General features: G+C 68.4%; 19 protein-coding genes. 14 read left to right on the top strand and 5 right to left on the bottom strand.

The genetic code is table 11. The features are described 5' to 3' along the window. Positions 1–136 precede the first annotated feature (136 nt). Genes NEF64_RS02405 through NEF64_RS02390 form a run of 4 tightly spaced genes read left to right on the top strand, consistent with a single transcriptional unit; the run spans position 137 to position 2,321 of the window. Entirely contained in the window at positions 137–565 is a 429-nt protein-coding gene (locus NEF64_RS02405) for a hypothetical protein (RefSeq protein WP_252574585.1), read from the top strand. Positions 566–575: 10 nt separating this feature from the next. Continuing rightward, on the top strand, positions 576–1,145 hold the full coding sequence (locus NEF64_RS02400) for a sigma-70 family RNA polymerase sigma factor (protein ID WP_056406836.1): 570 nt from the start codon (positions 576–578) through the stop codon (positions 1,143–1,145). Further along, entirely contained in the window at positions 1,138–1,857 is a 720-nt protein-coding gene (locus NEF64_RS02395) for an anti-sigma factor (RefSeq protein ID WP_235516400.1), read from the top strand. The genes NEF64_RS02400 and NEF64_RS02395 overlap by 8 nt, the downstream gene beginning before the upstream one ends. Continuing rightward, on the top strand, positions 1,857–2,321 hold the full coding sequence (locus NEF64_RS02390) for a DUF3429 domain-containing protein (RefSeq protein WP_056406832.1): 465 nt from the start codon (positions 1,857–1,859) through the stop codon (positions 2,319–2,321). The genes NEF64_RS02395 and NEF64_RS02390 overlap by 1 nt, the downstream gene beginning before the upstream one ends. Before the next feature lie 11 nt (positions 2,322–2,332). On the opposite strand, the gene hemA is transcribed toward NEF64_RS02390, so the two are convergent. Both hemA and murI read right to left on the bottom strand, forming a co-directional pair. Beyond that, on the bottom strand, positions 2,333–3,595 hold the full coding sequence (hemA, locus tag NEF64_RS02385; RefSeq protein ID WP_042466797.1) for a 5-aminolevulinate synthase: 1,263 nt from the start codon (positions 3,593–3,595) through the stop codon (positions 2,333–2,335). Positions 3,596–3,731: 136 nt separating this feature from the next. Further along, a complete protein-coding gene (gene murI, locus NEF64_RS02380) occupies positions 3,732–4,526 on the bottom strand; it encodes a glutamate racemase (protein ID WP_056406830.1) in 795 nt (264 codons plus the stop codon). Between the two features lie 281 nt (positions 4,527–4,807). On the opposite strand from murI, the gene plsY reads away from it, so the two are divergent. Together plsY and dprA are read left to right on the top strand one after the other, a co-directional pair. Further along, on the top strand, positions 4,808–5,425 hold the full coding sequence (plsY, locus tag NEF64_RS02375) for a glycerol-3-phosphate 1-O-acyltransferase PlsY (protein WP_056406828.1): 618 nt from the start codon (positions 4,808–4,810) through the stop codon (positions 5,423–5,425). Next, the gene (gene dprA, locus NEF64_RS02370; protein ID WP_420833715.1) at positions 5,418–6,554 is read left to right on the top strand and encodes a DNA-processing protein DprA; all 1,137 of its coding nucleotides are present in this window, start codon (positions 5,418–5,420) and stop codon (positions 6,552–6,554) included. Before plsY ends, dprA begins: the two co-directional genes overlap by 8 nt. Here the strand turns inward: dprA and NEF64_RS02365 are convergent. Continuing rightward, positions 6,523–6,789 carry a hypothetical protein gene (locus NEF64_RS02365; RefSeq protein ID WP_037531701.1) on the bottom strand — a complete coding sequence of 89 codons (267 nt, stop codon included), beginning with the start codon at positions 6,787–6,789 and terminating at the stop codon, positions 6,523–6,525. The two genes, dprA and NEF64_RS02365, sit on opposite strands and share 32 nt — an antisense overlap. 413 nt (positions 6,790–7,202) lie before the next feature. On the opposite strand from NEF64_RS02365, the gene topA reads away from it, so the two are divergent. Continuing rightward, positions 7,203–9,824 carry a type I DNA topoisomerase gene (gene topA, locus NEF64_RS02360; protein ID WP_056406826.1) on the top strand — a complete coding sequence of 874 codons (2,622 nt, stop codon included), beginning with the start codon at positions 7,203–7,205 and terminating at the stop codon, positions 9,822–9,824. Between the two features lie 44 nt (positions 9,825–9,868). On the opposite strand, the gene NEF64_RS02355 is transcribed toward topA, so the two are convergent. After that, on the bottom strand, positions 9,869–10,165 hold the full coding sequence (locus NEF64_RS02355) for an SEL1-like repeat protein (protein ID WP_031440481.1): 297 nt from the start codon (positions 10,163–10,165) through the stop codon (positions 9,869–9,871). Positions 10,166–10,245: 80 nt separating this feature from the next. Beyond that, positions 10,246–11,097 (bottom strand): pantoate--beta-alanine ligase, encoded by an 852-nt coding sequence (panC, locus tag NEF64_RS02350; RefSeq protein WP_056406824.1) that lies wholly within the window; start codon positions 11,095–11,097, stop codon positions 10,246–10,248. Positions 11,098–11,172: 75 nt separating this feature from the next. On the opposite strand from panC, the gene NEF64_RS02345 reads away from it, so the two are divergent. From NEF64_RS02345 to NEF64_RS02315, 7 genes are all read left to right on the top strand, one after another. After that, positions 11,173–12,027, top strand: coding sequence for a division plane positioning ATPase MipZ (locus NEF64_RS02345; protein ID WP_056406822.1), 855 nt, complete (start codon positions 11,173–11,175; stop codon positions 12,025–12,027). 34 nt (positions 12,028–12,061) lie between these two features. Then, positions 12,062–12,316 carry a J domain-containing protein gene (locus NEF64_RS02340; RefSeq protein ID WP_056407417.1) on the top strand — a complete coding sequence of 85 codons (255 nt, stop codon included), beginning with the start codon at positions 12,062–12,064 and terminating at the stop codon, positions 12,314–12,316. A 16-nt stretch (positions 12,317–12,332) separates the two neighbouring features. Continuing rightward, positions 12,333–13,700, top strand: a complete 1,368-nt coding sequence (gene pgmG / locus NEF64_RS02335) for a phosphoglucomutase/phosphomannomutase PgmG (protein ID WP_252574581.1) — start codon at positions 12,333–12,335, stop codon at positions 13,698–13,700. Between the two features lie 79 nt (positions 13,701–13,779). After that, entirely contained in the window at positions 13,780–14,235 is a 456-nt protein-coding gene (locus NEF64_RS02330) for a PH domain-containing protein (protein ID WP_031394824.1), read from the top strand. Between the two features lie 27 nt (positions 14,236–14,262). Then, on the top strand, positions 14,263–15,042 hold the full coding sequence (locus NEF64_RS02325) for an exonuclease domain-containing protein (RefSeq protein ID WP_042467016.1): 780 nt from the start codon (positions 14,263–14,265) through the stop codon (positions 15,040–15,042). Between the two features lie 109 nt (positions 15,043–15,151). Beyond that, on the top strand, positions 15,152–15,397 hold the full coding sequence (locus NEF64_RS02320; protein WP_056406818.1) for a hypothetical protein: 246 nt from the start codon (positions 15,152–15,154) through the stop codon (positions 15,395–15,397). A gap of 357 nt (positions 15,398–15,754) precedes the next feature. Next, on the top strand, positions 15,755–15,997 hold the full coding sequence (locus tag NEF64_RS02315) for a hypothetical protein (RefSeq protein ID WP_056406816.1): 243 nt from the start codon (positions 15,755–15,757) through the stop codon (positions 15,995–15,997). Positions 15,998–16,088: the final 91 nt, after the last annotated feature.

Here is a 16,088-nt window from a genome sequence, read left to right as displayed (position 1 = left end):
CGGGTGCCCAGCCCTTTACCGAGCCGAGCCGGGATTTGCCACACCTGTTCGCGAAGGCGGCGTATGGAGCGTGACGACCCTCCGCCGCCAGGGGGAGGATTGCAATGACCGCCCTGCCGCCTGCAAAGAGATTCCCATGAAAGCTCTCGCCCTAACCGCCGCCCTCGTCCTCGCCGCCTGTTCCGGACCGGCACCCGAGACGCGCGGTGACGCGGGCATGACGTCGGCGGGCGCGACCGAGACGACGCGCCTCGAAAAGGTCGTCGCAGAGCCGACGCGCGACCTGTCGGGGCGGTGGATCGGCGTCGACGGCATGGTCCTCGACGTGACGCCGGCGGGCGAACCGGGGCAGTTCCGGCTCGCGATGCAGTGGGACCTCGACCACAAGGCGGTGTTCGACGCGCGCGCGGTGGGCGACACGATCGTCTTCACGCGCGACGGCGTGCGCGAGATCCTGCGGCCGACGAACGGCGACGCGACGGGTCTGAAATATCTGGCCGGCAAGACCGACTGCCTGACGGTCAAGACGGGCGAAGGCTATTGTCGCCGCGGATCAACGCGCTAGTGTCGGCCGCGTGACCCTGTCCAAGCCCCAGGCGGATGCCGCCCGCGCCCATCTCTCGAGCGTCCTGATCCGGACCGGCGAGGAAGACCGTGACGCCTTTCGCGAGCTCTATGCGCTGACCCAGGCGAAGCTTTTCGGGATCACCCTGCGTATCTGTGGCAATGCTCAAGCCGCGGAGGATGTGCTGCACGACGTCTATCTCACGATCTGGAAGCGCGCCGGCGGCTGGGAACCCGGTCGTGCGAGCCCGATCACCTGGCTGGCGACGATCGCACGCAACCGCGCGATTGACTGGCAGCGCGCGCAGGGCGTCCGCCGCGCCTCGCCGATCGACGATGCGCCGGACATTGCCGACCCGCAGCCGAGCGCCGAGGCGCTGCTGCTCGACGAAGAGGCGACGCGGCGGTTGCACGCCTGTCTCGAGGGTCTGGAGCAGCAGCAGCGCGACGTGATCCGGACCGCGTTCTTCGATGGCGTGACCTATGCCGAGCTCGCGCTGCGTCGCGCGGTGCCGCTCGGGACGATGAAGAGCTGGGTGCGGCGCGGGCTGGCCCGATTGAAGGATTGCCTCGGTGGCTGATCGTGATCCGCTTGCGGGCGAATTCGCCCTGGGCCTGCTCGAGGGCGACGAGCGGGCCGCGGCGGTGCGTCGCCTGCTCGCCGAACCCGGTTTCGCCGCCGATGTCGAATGGTGGCGCACGCAGTTCGCGGCGCTGTTCGACCTGTGGCCCGAGCATGACGCACCACCGCAGCTCGCGGCGCGGGTCGAGACGAGTCTCGACGCCCTCACCCGCCAATCGGGTCGTGCGACCGACGGCGTGACCACGCTCCGCAGCGGGGCGCGGTCGCCCTGGCCGTGGCTGGCGGCGGCGAGCAGCGCGATCGCCGCCTGTCTGCTGCTGTTCATCGCGGTCGAGCCGCGGTCGGCGCCGCCGGTGTCGCAGCCGATTCCGGCGGCGCGGCCGAGCAGCGTGCTCGTCGCGATGCTGGGCGATGCCAAGTCGCCCGTCGCCGCGGTCTACGACCCGGCGACCGGGGCGCTGCGCGTCGCGGCCGGGCCGGGCGTGCCCGATGCGCGCGTCGCGCAGCTCTGGGTGATCGGCGGCGATGGCGTGCCGCATTCGCTCGGGTTGCTTGCCGCGCGGCCGACCGTGCTGGCGCCGCAGGGCGCGGATCGCGGCCGGATCGCGCCGGGCGCGACGCTGGCGATCTCGATCGAACCGCTGGGCGGCTCGCCGACCGGGCTGCCGACCGGTCCGGTCGTCGCGACCGGCGTGGTCGCGCGGGTCTGATGACGCCCGCGCCCGCGCCCTCCGGTGGCATTCCGCCGATCGCGCGGCTGCTCGGGCTGTCGGGGCTGTTGCCACAGATCGGCGCGGTCGCGCTGCTGCTCGGCAACGATCCTGCAAGCCGGTTTTCCGCGCTGGCGGTCGCCTATGCCTATGCCGCGCTGATCCTCAGCTTTCTCGGGGGGCTGTGGTGGGGGCTGGCCGCGCGCACCGAGGGCGCGCCGCGCTGGCTGTGGTTCGCGAGCGTCGCGCCGTCGCTGATCGCGCTGGTGACCGCCTGGCCATGGATGGTCGGGCTGCGCTGGCCGGGGCCGTCGCTGGTGGTGCTCGGGATCAGCCTGATCGGCGCGCTGCTTGTCGACCGCGCGCTGGTCCGCGCGGGGATAGCGCCACCGGGGTGGATGGCGCTGCGCGTGCCGCTGTCGCTGGGGCTCGGTGTCCTGACCCTCGGGGCGGCGGCACTATAGGCTGGTCCGGCTCAGGCGGCCTTGCGCAGGTCCAGACGACTCCAGATCTCGACCAGCGCGTCGGTCAGTTCGCGCATCATCGCCTCGGTATGCGCGGGGCCGGGCGTGAAGCGCAGCCGCTCGGTACCGCGCGGCACGGTCGGATAGTTGATCGGCTGGACGTACACGCCGTATTCGGCGAGCAGCACGTCGCTGATCTTCTTCGCCTTGACCGGATCGCCGACCATCAAGGGCACGATATGCGTGTCGCCGATCATCACCGGCAGCCCGGCATCCTTCAGCATTGCCTTCAGCATCGCGGCCGACGCCTGCTGCCCGTCACGCTCGACGCTCGACGCCTTGAGGTGCCGCACGCTGGCGAGCACGCCCGCGACGAGCACGGGTGACAGCGAGGTCGTGAAGATGAACCCCGGCGCATAGCTGCGGATCACGTCGACGATCGTGCGATCGGCCGCGATATAGCCCCCCATCACGCCGAACGCCTTGCCGAGCGTGCCCTCGAGGATCGTGATCCGGTGCGCGACCTGATCACGCTCCGAAATGCCGCCGCCGCGCGCGCCGTACATCCCGACCGCATGGACTTCGTCGCAATAGGTCAGCGCGTTGTAGCGATCGGCGAGATCGCAGATCGCCGAGATCGGCGCGATGTCGCCTTCCATTGAATAGACGCTCTCGAACGCGATCAGCTTCGGTGCGCTCGGATCCTCGGCGGCGAGCAGCTCCTCGAGATGCGCGAGGTCGTTGTGCCGGAACACGCGCTTCTCGCAGCCCGAATTGCGGATCCCCGCGATCATCGACGCGTGGTTCAGTTCGTCCGAAAAGATGATGCAGCCCGGCAGGACCTTGGCGAGCGTCGCCAGCGTCGCCTCGTTCGAGACATAGCCGCTGGTGAACAGAAGCGCCGCTTCCTTGCCGTGCAGGTCGGCGAGTTCGCCTTCCAGGTCGACATGGTAATGCGTGTTGCCGCCGATGTTGCGCGTGCCGCCGGAGCCGGCGCCGACATCGTGCAGCGCCTCTTCCATCGCCGCGATCACCTTGGGGTGCTGGCCCATGGCGAGATAGTCGTTCGAGCACCAGACGGTGATCGGCTTGGGGCCGTTGTGTCCGGCAAAGCAGCGCGCGTTCGGAAACGCGCCCTTGTTGCGCAGGATATCGATGAAGACGCGGTAGCGGCCCTCGGCATGGAGGCGGTCGATCGCCTGCGTGAAGACGCGCGAATAATCGACTCGTGGGCCCGCAATGCCGTCGGCCGTCGTGGAGACATCCGTAATCATGACCTGGGGCACTACGCCTCGCTTTCCGTCTAATCCAGCGCAATACCGTTGTTACGGTGATCGCTTTCCTCGTCCTTGTAGAACATTGCCATGCTGCGCGCATGACGCAAGCGGGCATATTGTCCCAAGCCTTGCGTCAGAGCTGCTCCATCCGGGTGAACCCGTGCCGGGCGAGTGCGGGGGCGAGCGCCTGTTCGTCGGGGCCGAATCGCGTGAAGACCGCGACCCCTGCGCCGGCGCCGGCCCAGGACTGACCCTGCATCAGGTGGACGATCCGGCGGGCGATGCCGGGGCCGCCATCGACGAAGCGGATGTCCCGCGTCCCGGCGGCAGCGGCCAGCTCGGGGGCGACCAGCGGAAAATGCGTGCAGGCGTTGACGATCACGTCGATCGCCTCGCCACCCGCTTGCGCGAACAGGCCGTCGAGGACGGCGGCATAGCGATCGGGCGCGACCGCGCGGCCGTGGAGCTTGGCCTCCGCCATCTCGACCAGCGCCGCCGAGCCGTGGCGCAGGACGGTGCAGTCGGCCGCGAACCGCGCCGCGAGATCGTCGACATAGGCCTGGCGGACCGTCGCCTCGGTGCCGAGCACGCCGATCGTCCGCGTCACCGACAGCGCGGCGGCGGGCTTGATCGCGGGGACCGTGCCGACCACCGGCAGGTCGAGCGCGGCGCGCACCACCGGCAGCGCGATCGTCGACGCGGTGTTGCACGCGATCACGATCAGCCGCGGCCGATACCGCTCCGCCAGCCGCCCGAGCAGCGCCGGCACGCGCGCGGCGATCTCCGCCTCGCTCTTGGTGCCATAGGGAAAGCCGGCCGAGTCGGCGGCATAGACGAACGGCGCGTCCGGCAGGGCAGCGCGCGCGGGGCCGACGATCGACAAGCCGCCGACGCCGGAATCGAAGAACAGGATGGGGCGAACGTCCATCACCGCGCCTTAGGCGGTATCGATGGCGGGTGACAGCCTGGCGGGAGGGCCGAAGGTTGGCAGGGGTGTCGCCCGTCGCCCGCACGGCGCTTCCGCCGCCCGCGCCTTACGGTATCCGCCCCCCTTCTTCCGTCATCCTGACGAAAGTCAGGATCCAGAGTTGCGAGCGTCGTCCTGCGTGGCTCTGGATCCTGACTTTCGTCAGGATGACGGGATGGGTGTCGGGGGCATTTGCCGTCCGCCGCGGGTCGTTTATAGCAGGGCGGAACGGGGGAACTTTCTTGCAGACGGACATATTCTGGGTCGCGCCGACGCTGTCGCTGGCGCTCAGCTACCTGCTGGGGTCGATCCCGTTTGGCGTCATCCTGACGCGGCTGGGCGGCGCGGGCGATCTGCGGACGATCGGATCGGGCAATATCGGCGCGACCAACGTGCTGCGGACCGGGCGCAAGGGCCTCGCCGCGGCGACGCTGCTGCTCGACATGGCCAAGGGTCTGGTCGCGGTGCTGCTGGTCGCGCATCTGTTCCCGGGCAACGCGCTGCTCGCCGCGGCCGGCGCCTTTATCGGCCATTGCTACCCGGTCTGGCTGCGGTTCCGCGGCGGCAAGGGCGTCGCGACGCTGATGGGAATCGTCGTCGCGCTCCACTGGCCGCTCGGGCTGGTCTATGCCGTGGTGTGGCTCGGCCTGCTTGGCAAGCTGCGGATCTCGTCGGTCGCGGGCATCGCCGCGGCGTTCAGCGCACCGCTCGCCGCCGCACTGTTCGGACGCATGGATCTGGTCCTGCTGCTCCTCGCGCTCGCGCTGATCGTCGGGTGGAAACACCGCGAGAATGTCCAGCGGCTGCTCGCCGGGACCGAGCCGCGGATCGGTGGCACCAGCCGGCCGCGCGGTGGCTGACACCGCGGTCGCCAGACTTCGGCTCATCCGTACGACCGGGATCGGACCGGTCACCTATCGCCAGCTGATCGCGCGCTTCGGCAGCGCGCAGGCCGCGATCGACGCGCTGCCGACGCTGGCCGCACGCGGCGGCGGGCGCGTCCCGCGGGTCGCGGACCGGACGCTGGTCGACCGCGAGATGGCGGCGACGGCGCGGCTCGGCGCCCGCTACCTCTTTGTCGACGACCCCGATTACCCCCGCCTGCTGGCCGAGACCGAGACCGCGCCGCCGGTGCTGATCCTGCGCGGCGACATCGCGCATGCGACCCGGCCATGCATCGCGATGGTCGGCGCGCGCAACGCCTCTGCCGCCGCCTGCCGCTTCGCGCGCGAACTCGCGCATGCGCTCGCCGAGGCGGGCACCACCGTGGTGTCGGGCGTCGCCCGCGGCATCGACACTGCCGCGCATGTCGGTGCGCTCGGGAAGAACGGGACGGGGACCGGATCCGGCGGCACGATCGGCGTGATCGCGAGCGGTATCGACATCGCCTATCCGCCCGACAACGCCGCACTGCAGGACGCGATCGCCACGCACGGGCTGTTGCTCGCCGAACAGCCGCCCGGGACCGAACCCAAGGCGCGCAACTTCCCGTCGCGCAACCGCATCATCGCAGGGCTCTCGATCGGGACGGTGGTGGTCGAGGCGGTGCCCAAATCGGGCTCGCTGATCACCGCGCGGCTCGCCGCCGAGCAGGGACGCGAAGTGATGGCGGTGCCCGGCAGCCCGCTCGATCCGCGCGCGCAGGGGTGCAACCTGCTGATCCGCGAGGGGGCGACGCTGGTCCAGTCGGCGGCGGACATTCTGGAACAGATCCGCCCGTTCGACAGCCGCTCGGTCCGCTCGCCCGTCGACGCCTATACCGGGCAGGACACCGGCGGTGGGTATCCGGACGATGCGAGCGAGGCCGACCGGCGCGCGGTCGCCGACCTGCTCGGCCCCGTCCCCGTCGGGATCGACGAACTCGTCCGCCAGTCGCACCGGGCGCCCGCGATCGTCCAGCTGATCCTGCTCGAGCTCGAACTGGCCGGCCGGCTGGAACGGCATGCGGGCGGGCGCGTCAGCCTGATCTGGGCCGGGTCCGCCGGCTAGGCGCGCCGCCGGTGGTCGCGAGTGCCAGCGCGATCGCCGCACGCTGTTTCCGGGCGAGCGCGTCCGCATCGTCGCAGGCCCGCTCGATCGTCGCGATCAATCCGTCGAGCTCGCGCTGGTCGTCCTCGATCAGGAGCGGCGTGGTCGTGCGCAGCGCGGCCCGGCGCAGCGTCGCGATCCGTCGCGCCAACACCGCGCATTTGCGTTGCGCGAGGACGAGTGCCGCGGGGGTCATGCGACGCCCGCCGGATCCACCCGGACAGTGATCGACGCCGCTGCGCGGCAAGACGCGCTTTCCCGGTCGGGGGCAGTACAGCGCGGCAGAGGGCCCTGATATGTCATGCAATCCGCCGAAATGAGCGCCGATCGATGCGATCTTACACCAACAATTAACCTGATTTGGATCAACTATCCAGCATATGCTCTATCGACATCACTTCGACCAGTCCCGGGCGGGGACGCCATCCGGTCTGCACGATGCGCGCCCGCGATCGCGCACCGCGATGCCGCCACCGCGCCCGCCCTGCCTCTGACAAACGGGCGCGCGCGCCCTATCTGGCGCATTCATGCCGACCAAGCGCCTGCTTGACGGCACCACCCGAACGCCGTCACCCTCGTACGCGTACACGTAAGGATCCCGGTTTCCCCATGCAGCTTGTCATCGTCGAATCGCCTGCCAAGGCCAAAACCATCGAGAAGTATCTCGGCAGCGACTATCGCGTGCTGGCCAGCTACGGCCATGTCCGCGACCTGCCGCCCAAGGACGGCTCGGTGGATCCCGACGACCAGTTCGCGATGACGTGGGAGAATTACGCCGACAAGTCGAAGCAGCTCAAAGCGATCACCGACCTCGCCAAGACTGCCGACCGCCTGATCCTCGCGACCGATCCGGATCGCGAGGGCGAGGCGATTTCGTGGCATGTTCGCGAAGTGCTGCGTGCGCGGAAAGCACTGCCGAAGGAGGTCGAGCGCGTCACCTTCAACGCGATCACCAAGGCGACCGTCACCGAGGCGATGAAGAACCCGCGCGAGCTCGACGACGATCTGATCGATGCGTACCGCGCCCGCCGTGCGCTCGATTATCTGGTCGGCTTCACGCTTTCGCCGGTGCTGTGGCGCAAGCTGCCCGGCGCCAAGTCCGCCGGCCGCGTCCAGTCGGTCTCGCTGCGCCTGATCGTCCAGCGCGAGCGTGAGATCGACGTCTTCAAGCCGCAGGAATATTGGTCGGTGACGGCCGAGATGGAGCATGACGGCACCGCGTTCCAGGCGCGCCTGACGCAGTTCGAGGGCAACAAGCTCGACCGCCTGTCGATCGGCAACGAAGGCGACGCGCTGCGTGCCAAGCAGGCGGTGCTCGACGGCAATTTCTCGGTCCAGACGGTCGAGACCAAGCCCGCCACGCGCAACCCGCCGCCGCCGTTCACGACCTCGACGCTGCAGCAGGAGGCGTCGCGCAAGCTCGGCTTCTCCGCCGATCACACGATGCGGATCGCGCAAGGGCTCTACGAGGACGGCGCGATCACCTATATGCGTACCGACGGCGTGCAGATGGACGGCAGCGCGATTTCCGCCGCACGCCTCGCGGTCGCGAACCGCTTCGATGCGAGCTACGTCCCCGACAAGCCGCGCCAGTACCAGTCGAAGGCGAAGAACGCGCAGGAAGCGCATGAGGCGATCCGTCCCACGGACTTTTCCAAGGACAAGGCCGGCGGCGGCGATCATGCGCGGCTCTACGACCTGATCTTCAAGCGCGCGCTCGCCAGCCAGATGGCGTCGGCGCGGATGGAACGCACGACGGTCGAGATGGCCGACGGCACGGGGCGCAACATCCTGCGCGCCACAGGGCAGGTCGTGCTCTTCCCCGGCTATCTCGCCTTGTACGAGGAAGGCGCCGACGACACGCAGGACGAGGACGCACGTCGCCTGCCGCGGATGAAGGAGGGCGATGCCCCCGCCAAGAAGAAGGTCGATGCTGAGCAGCACTTCACGCAGCCGCCGCCGCGCTTCTCGGAGGCCAGCCTCGTCAAGCGCATGGAGGAGCTCGGCATCGGTCGCCCGTCGACCTACGCCTCGATCATCAAGACGCTGAAGGACCGCGCCTATGTGCGGATCGAGAAGAACCGCTTCTTCGCCGAGGAATCCGGCCGGCTGGTGACGGCGTTCCTCGAACGCTTCTTCGAGAAGTACGTCGGCTATGATTACACCGCCGAACTCGAGGAGGAGCTCGACGACGTGTCGGGCGGCCGCGCGCAGTGGCAGTCGGTGCTCGACGCGTTCTGGCGCGATTTCAAGCCGCGCACGTCCGAGGTGATGGAGCAGCAGCCCAGCGCGATCACCGCCGAGCTCGACACCTTCCTCGCGCCGTACCTGTTCCCCGCCAAGGCGGATGGTGGCGATCCGCGGCTCTGCCCGAATTGCGGCGAAGGGCAACTCGCGCTGCGCGGCGGCAAGTTCGGCGCGTTCATCGCGTGTTCGAACTATCCCGAGTGCAAATATACCCGCCGCTTCGCGCAGCCCGGCGGTGACGCCGAGGCGGATGCGGGTCCGTCGACGCTCGGCACGCATCCCGATACCGGCCAGCCGATCGAGCGCAAGTCGGGACGCTTCGGCCCGTATCTGCAGATCGGCGAGGGTGAGGACCGCAAGATGGCGTCGATCCCGAAGGATATCGGCGAGCTCAACCTCGAATGGGCGGTCAAGCTGCTCTCGCTCCCGCGGACGGTCGGCAATCACCCCGAGACCGGCGAGCCGATCATCGCGACGATCGGCAAGTTCGGGCCGTATCTGAAGCATCAGGGCAAATATGCGCGCCTCACCACGACCGCGGACGTGTTCGAGACGGGCATGAACGCGGCGGTCGTGAAGCTGGCCGAAGCGGCGGCAGGCGGCGGTCGTACCGCGCGCGGGGCGCAGGCGCCGCTCAAGATACTGGGCAACCATCCGCGCACCGAGGCGGAGATCAAGCTGATGGAGGGGCGTTACGGCCCCTATGTCACCGACGGCACGACCAATGCGACCCTGCCCAAGTCGATCGAGAAGGACCAGCTGACGCTGGAGGAAGCCGCCTCGCTGATCGACGCGCGAGCCGCGGCGGCGCCTGCGACGAAGAAGAAGAAGGCGCCCGCCAAGAAGCCCGCGGCAAAGAAGGCGCCGGCCAAGGCTGCTGCGGCCAAGGACGGGGAGGTGAAGGCGGCGCCGGTGAAGAAGGCGCCGGCCAAGAAGGCGCCGGCGAAAAAGGCCGCGCCCAAGAAGAAGGCCGCAGCGGAATGACGCCCTGATCCTCCCCCGTCAGGGGGAGGATACAGACAGAAGGCTTACGCCGCGCGGCGCTGCGTCAACTGCATCCAGTCGCGCGCGGCGCGCTGCGCCACCGCAATATCGCGTGGGCTCATGTCCTCGGCGATCTGCGCGCGGCATTCCTGCGCCGCGTGATTGCCCGACACCGCCGCCAGGTTGAACCATTTATGCGCCTCGATCAGGTCGAGCACGACGCCCGCGGTGCCGGTCGAATACACCATCCCGAGTTCGTAACACGCCCGCTCGTCGCCGCGCGCGGCATCGGCGAGGCGCCGTTCGATCAGGAAATTCTTGGTCTTGAGCCTGCCAGCCATTGTCGGTCCCCGCTGTTCCTGCCGACAGACTGGACCGACTCGGCCTGCACAATGGTTAACGGGGCATTCCGTAGGATTGCCTAGTCGACCGCGATGTTGTCGATCAGCCGGGTCGTGCCCATCCGCGCGGCCGCCAGCAGCCGCCGCGGGCGCCCCGCACCGAGCTGTTCCGCCCCCGTCTGCTCGACGAGAGTCTCGGCATCCGCGAGCGCGACATAGTCGATCGCGAAGCCCGCGCCGACCAGCGCGGTCCGGGCGTCGTCAAGCACGGCGGCGACATCCTCGCCGCGGGCGATCGCACGCGCGGCGACGCCGAGCGCCCGCGGCAGCGCGACCGCCTGTCGGCGCTGGTCGTCATCGAGATAGATGTTGCGCGACGACATGGCGAGGCCGTCATCGTCGCGCTGCGTCGGCACGCCGACGATCTCGATCGCAAAGTCGAGATCGGTGACCATCCGGCGGATCACGGCGAGCTGCTGGAAGTCCTTTTCGCCGAAATAGGCGGCATCCGCGCCGACCTGGTTGAACAGCTTGGCGACGACGGTCGCGACACCATCGAAATGGCCGGGACGCGCGGCCCCGTCAAAGCCCTCGCTCACCCCGGCGACGCTGACATTGGTGGCAAAGCCGTCGGGATACATGTCCTCGACGCCCGGCGCCCAGAGCAGGTCGCAACCGACGTCGTTCAGCAGCCTGATGTCCGCCATCTCGCGCCGCGGATAGCGCGCGAGATCCTCGTTCGGGCCGAACTGTTTGGGGTTCACGAAGATCGACGCGACGACCTTCGTTCCCGGGCGTTTCGCCGCCTCGATCAGCGCGACATGGCCCGCATGGAGCGCCCCCATCGTCGGGACGAGCGCGACGCGCTGGCCGGCCGCGCGGAACGCGGCGACGCTTTCGCGCAGCATATTCAGGTCCCTGACGGTGTCCACGTGAAACTCCCACTCGATAAGTACGGTCGCGGCTTCTATGAAGGGCGTCACTCACGATCAATAAGGAAACGCGCGTTGGCCACGGGCCCGGATTCCCCTCACGCTTCGACGCACGTCATCGTGTTCGCCAACGAGAAGGGCGGCACGGGCAAATCGACGACCGCGGTCCATGTCGCGATCGCGCTGGCCGCCAGGGGCGCGCGGGTCGCCTGTCTCGACCTGGACCACCGCCAGCGCACCGTCGGCCGCTATCTCGACAACCGCGCCGAGACGATCAAGCGCACCGGCTCCGCGCTGCCGATGCCGCGTCACGCGACGCTGTCGGCGCAGACCGAGGACCAGTTCGAGGATCTGTGGCATTCGCTGTGCGCGGACTCGGATTTCCTCGTCGTCGACACGCCCGGCCGCGACGATCCGTTTGCGCGCACCGCCGCCGCGCTCTCGAACACGCTGGTCACGCCGATGAACGACAGCTTCGTCGATTTCGATCTGATCGGGCAGGTCGATCCCGAAACCTTCCAGGTGACGCGGCCGAGCTTCTATTCCGAGCTGATCTGGGACGCGCGCAAGCAGCGTGCGCGCGCGGACGGGACGACGATCGACTGGGTCGTGCTGCGCAACCGCCTCCAGCATATCGAAGCGCGCAACATGCGTCGCGTCTCGGATGCTCTGGTCCAGCTGTCGAAGCGGGTCGGGTTCCGGATCATCCCGGGGCTCGGCGAGCGCGTCATCTACCGCGAGATGTTCCCCGCCGGGCTGACAATGATCGATGCGAAGGAATTCGGCGGCATGGGGCTGGCGCACGTCGCCGCGCGCCAGGAACTGCGCGAGATGATGGCGGCGCTGCAGCTGCCCGAGCTGGTCGCCGAAACCGCGCCGCGCGCCGCCGCGCCGTCGTCGCCCGGCCCCGTGTCGGATGTCGCTGCATGACGGACCGCACCACGGTCCGCCGCAGGACCGCGGCGTGACGTGGATCGCCACCGCGCTGCTGATCTGGCTGGCCTGGCGGTATCTGCGCCCCAAGCCGAAACAGCGCGTGGTGACCGACGAGGCGGAAGCGCGCGCGATCCTGGGGATCGACGCGCACGCGGACGTCGATGCGATCCGTGGCGCGCACCGGCGGCTGATCGCCTCGGTCCATCCCGACCGCGGCGGCTCGACCGACCTGACGCGGCGGGTGAACGCCGCGCGCGACCTGCTGCTCAAACGCACGCGATAAGCCGACACGGAAGAGAATGACGCACCGGTTCGACCCCAGCGCGCTGCGCGAATATGACGTTCGCGGGATCGTCGGCAAAAGCCTCGGCCCCGCAGATGCCACCGCGATCGGCCGGGGGTTCGCGACGCGCGTCCGCGGCATCGGCGGCACCCGCGTGGCGGTCGGCTATGACGGCCGCCTGTCCTCCCCCGCGCTCGAGGCGGCGCTGGTCGCCGGGCTGATCGCGGGCGGCGTCGACGTCGTCCGGATCGGTCTCGGCCCGTCGCCGATGCTCTATTATGCCGAGGCGACGCTAGAAGTGGATAGCGGCATCCACGTAACCGGCAGCCATAATCCCGCCGAGTATAACGGCTTCAAGATGGTATTGCGTCACGCCCCATTTTTCGGTGACGACATCCAGGATCTTGCCGCGCTTGCCGCGTCGGGCGCGTGGAGCGAAGGCGCCGGCGTGGTCACCACCGTCGACCTGCGCGACGCCTATGTCGGCCGGCTGATGGCGGGCTATGCCGGCGGCGCGTACCGGATCGGCTGGGATACGGGCAATGGCGCCGCGGGCCCGGTGATCGAGGCGCTGGTCAAGCTCCTCCCGGGTGAGCATCATGTGATCTTCGCCGAAGTCGACGGCAATTTTCCCAATCATCATCCAGATCCTACCGAAGAATCGAACCTTGCCGATCTGAAACGGCTCGTCACCAAAAACAACCTCGACTTCGGACTGGCCTTTGACGGCGATGGCGACCGGATCGGTGCGGTCGACGCGCTGGGGCGGGTGATCTGGGGGGATCAGATCCTGTCCATATTGGTCGAGCCCGCGCTGCGCGAGCATCCCGGCGCGTCGATCGTTGCGGACGTGAAGTCGTCCCAGGCGCTGTTCGACCGGATCACCGCGCTTGGCGGCAAGGCGGTGATGGCGCCGACCGGGCACAGCCTGATGAAGACCGCGATGACGCGCACCGGCGCCCCGCTCGGCGGCGAGCTAAGCGGGCACCTGTTCTTCGCGGGCGACTATTACGGGTTCGACGACGCCGCCTATGCCGCGATCCGCCTCATTCGCGCGGTGCATCTGTCGGGACAGTCACTGACCGCGCTGCACGATGCGATGCCGGCGCTGGTCGCGACGCCCGATCTGCGCTTCCCGGTCGACGACGCGGAGAAGTTCGCGGTGGTGGACGCGGTCGTCGCACGGCTGGCGCGCGACGGCGCGGTGGTCGACCTGACCGACGGCGCGCGCGTCACCACGCCCGAGGGCTGGTGGCTGCTGCGCGCGTCGAACACGCAGGCGATGCTGACGGTGCGCGCCGAGGCACGCACCGACGACGCGCTTGCCAGCCTGCTCGCGGCGGTCGACGCGCATCTCGCGGCCTGCGGGGTGGCGCGAGCCTGATCCGCGTGCCGCCCCGAGTGCGGCGATTGACTCGGGGCCGCGCGACCCTACCCTCCGCCATCATCCCAAGGAGTGCCGCGTGGAGCGACCCATCGACGAATTCCGGTCCAGCACGCGCCGCTGGCTGCTCGGCAGCTTTGCCGGCTGGGGAACGCTGCTGACCTGCCTGGTCGGCGTGGGCTTCGTACTGATCGGGCTGCGCTGGCTCCGGAACCGGAGCACGACCTTCGAGATCACCGACCAGCGGCTGATCGTGAAGCGCGGCATCCTGTTCAAGACGATCGACGAGATCGAGCTCTACCGGATCAAGGACGTCCGGCTCGGCTATTCGCTGCTCAACCAGATGACCGACATCGGCACGATCGTGCTGACGTCGACCGATCGCACGACCGGCGGCGGCGAATTCGTCCTGCGCGACGTGCCGATGGCGCGCGAGCGGCGCGAAGGGCTGCGCACGCTCGTCGACCGTGCGCGCCAGCGGCGCGGCGTGCGCGAGGTCGATATCGACCGCGACGGTGCATACGCGCTGGATTAGCCGCGCTTTTGTCCCCACATGGCAGTCATGGCGCCATCTTATGCAAAGCCCAAACCCCAGCCGCAGATGATCCGGGTCATCGACCTCGAGACCACCGGATCGGCTCCCCCCGCGCACGGCGTGTGCGAGATCGGCTGGCAGGACGTCGCGCTGGGTGAGGACGGGCGCTGGGAAATCTACGGCGAGGGCGGCAGCCTGCTGGTCAATCCCGGCCGGCTGATTCCGCCGGTAACGCAGGCGATCCACCATATTCTCGACGAGCATGTCGCCGATGCGCCCTGGTGGCATGATTGCGCGCGCCAGGTGCTCGATCCCTGGCCGCGACGGCTCGCGCTGGCCGCGCACCGCGCCGATTTCGAACAGAAATTCTGTACTCCCGCGCTGACCCGTGATGCCGAATGGATCTGCACGTGGAAATGCGCGCTGCGGCTGTGGCCCGATTCGCCGAGCTTCTCGAACCAGGTGCTGCGCTATTGGCGCAAGCCAGCGGGGATGGAGCATGAGCGCGGCCTGCCCGCGCATCGCGCCTTCCCCGACGCCTATGTCACCGCCTTCCATCTGCGCGACATGCTCAACGAGGCGAGCCTGGCGCAGCTGATCGAATGGTCGCGCGATCCCGGCCTGATCCCGCGCGTGCGCTATGGCCCCGACCGCGGCAAGGAATGGTCCGAACTGGATCACGAGACCCTGATGGCATTCCTGACCGATCGCGATCCCGATATCCGCTTCACCGCCAATCACGAGATGGATCGGCGCAGCGGTGGCGGCCGTGTCGGCAAGGCGAGCGCGCAGGAACTGTTGCTTTAGCGCGACTTCGCGGCGGATACCTACAATACGTACCAAAACATTGCGCGCGTTTATATTATTCGTGAATTGAACTATGATCGTGTCTCCTTCGGTGAAGTGGAGACCCTTCATGCGCAAGTTCATCATCACTGCTGCAGCATTTGCAATCTCTACGATGCCGGCCACCGCGAATGCAGCCACCAACGCAGCGGCGCCATTGACTGTCGCCAAGTCGGTGCGTGTATCGACGCAGACCGTCAGGAAGACCAAGCTTGCCGGTCCGAGCCTGATCGTCCCCCTGCTGGCAACGGTTGTCATCGTGGGCGGCGCCATTCTGCTCGCCTCGAGCGACGACGATGATTCGGACAGCAACTGAGCAAACGAACGGCGTAGCGATGTCATCCGCTCGAACGGCAGCGGTCCCGCCTTGTCGGGCGGGTTAGAGGGCCTGCCAAAGTCGAACCAGGACGACGATATCACCGGGTCATGATGATCCGTGACCTTGATGGCCGTCCCGACCGATCGCGATTGCGATCTCCGGGTCTCGGCCAATCCCGCGATCGATGCGACACAGTGGCGACCGCCGCGTTGGCAAGGCCAGCGCCCGAAAACTGTTGCCCCAGGGGCACGGTCGGTGACCGATAATTGCCCCCGATCGGTTTAGACGTTGCTTCATTTTTAATACAAACGCCTATACTGTGTGCTCTTCTCATAAAGTTACGGAGTTGTTCTCATGCGTAAGATCCTTCTCACGGCTGCTGCCGTTGCCGTCTCGGCCATGCCCGTCGCGGCGAATGCCGCTGCAAATTCCGCAGCGTCGCTGTCGGTCGCCAAGTCGGTGCGCACTGCATCGCCGACTGCCAAGAAGAACAAGGTTGCCGGTGCCGGTCTGGTCATCGTCGCCGTCGCTGCCGTCGCCGTGGGCGGCGCGCTGTATCTCGCGATCGACGACGACAACAACTCCGACAGCAACTAAGACATAACGGGGTCGGCGCTGGCGCCGGCCCCACCCTGGCGGGCCGGTGTCGATGCCCATCCGGCGTGGCCAGACGCCCCGATCCTCGCAA

It is taken from the genome of Sphingomonas aerolata (assembly GCF_023935825.1).
In the GTDB taxonomy this organism is placed as follows: Bacteria; Pseudomonadota; Alphaproteobacteria; order Sphingomonadales; family Sphingomonadaceae; genus Sphingomonas; species Sphingomonas aerolata.
This window is presented reverse-complemented; position numbering and strand designations above follow the sequence as displayed.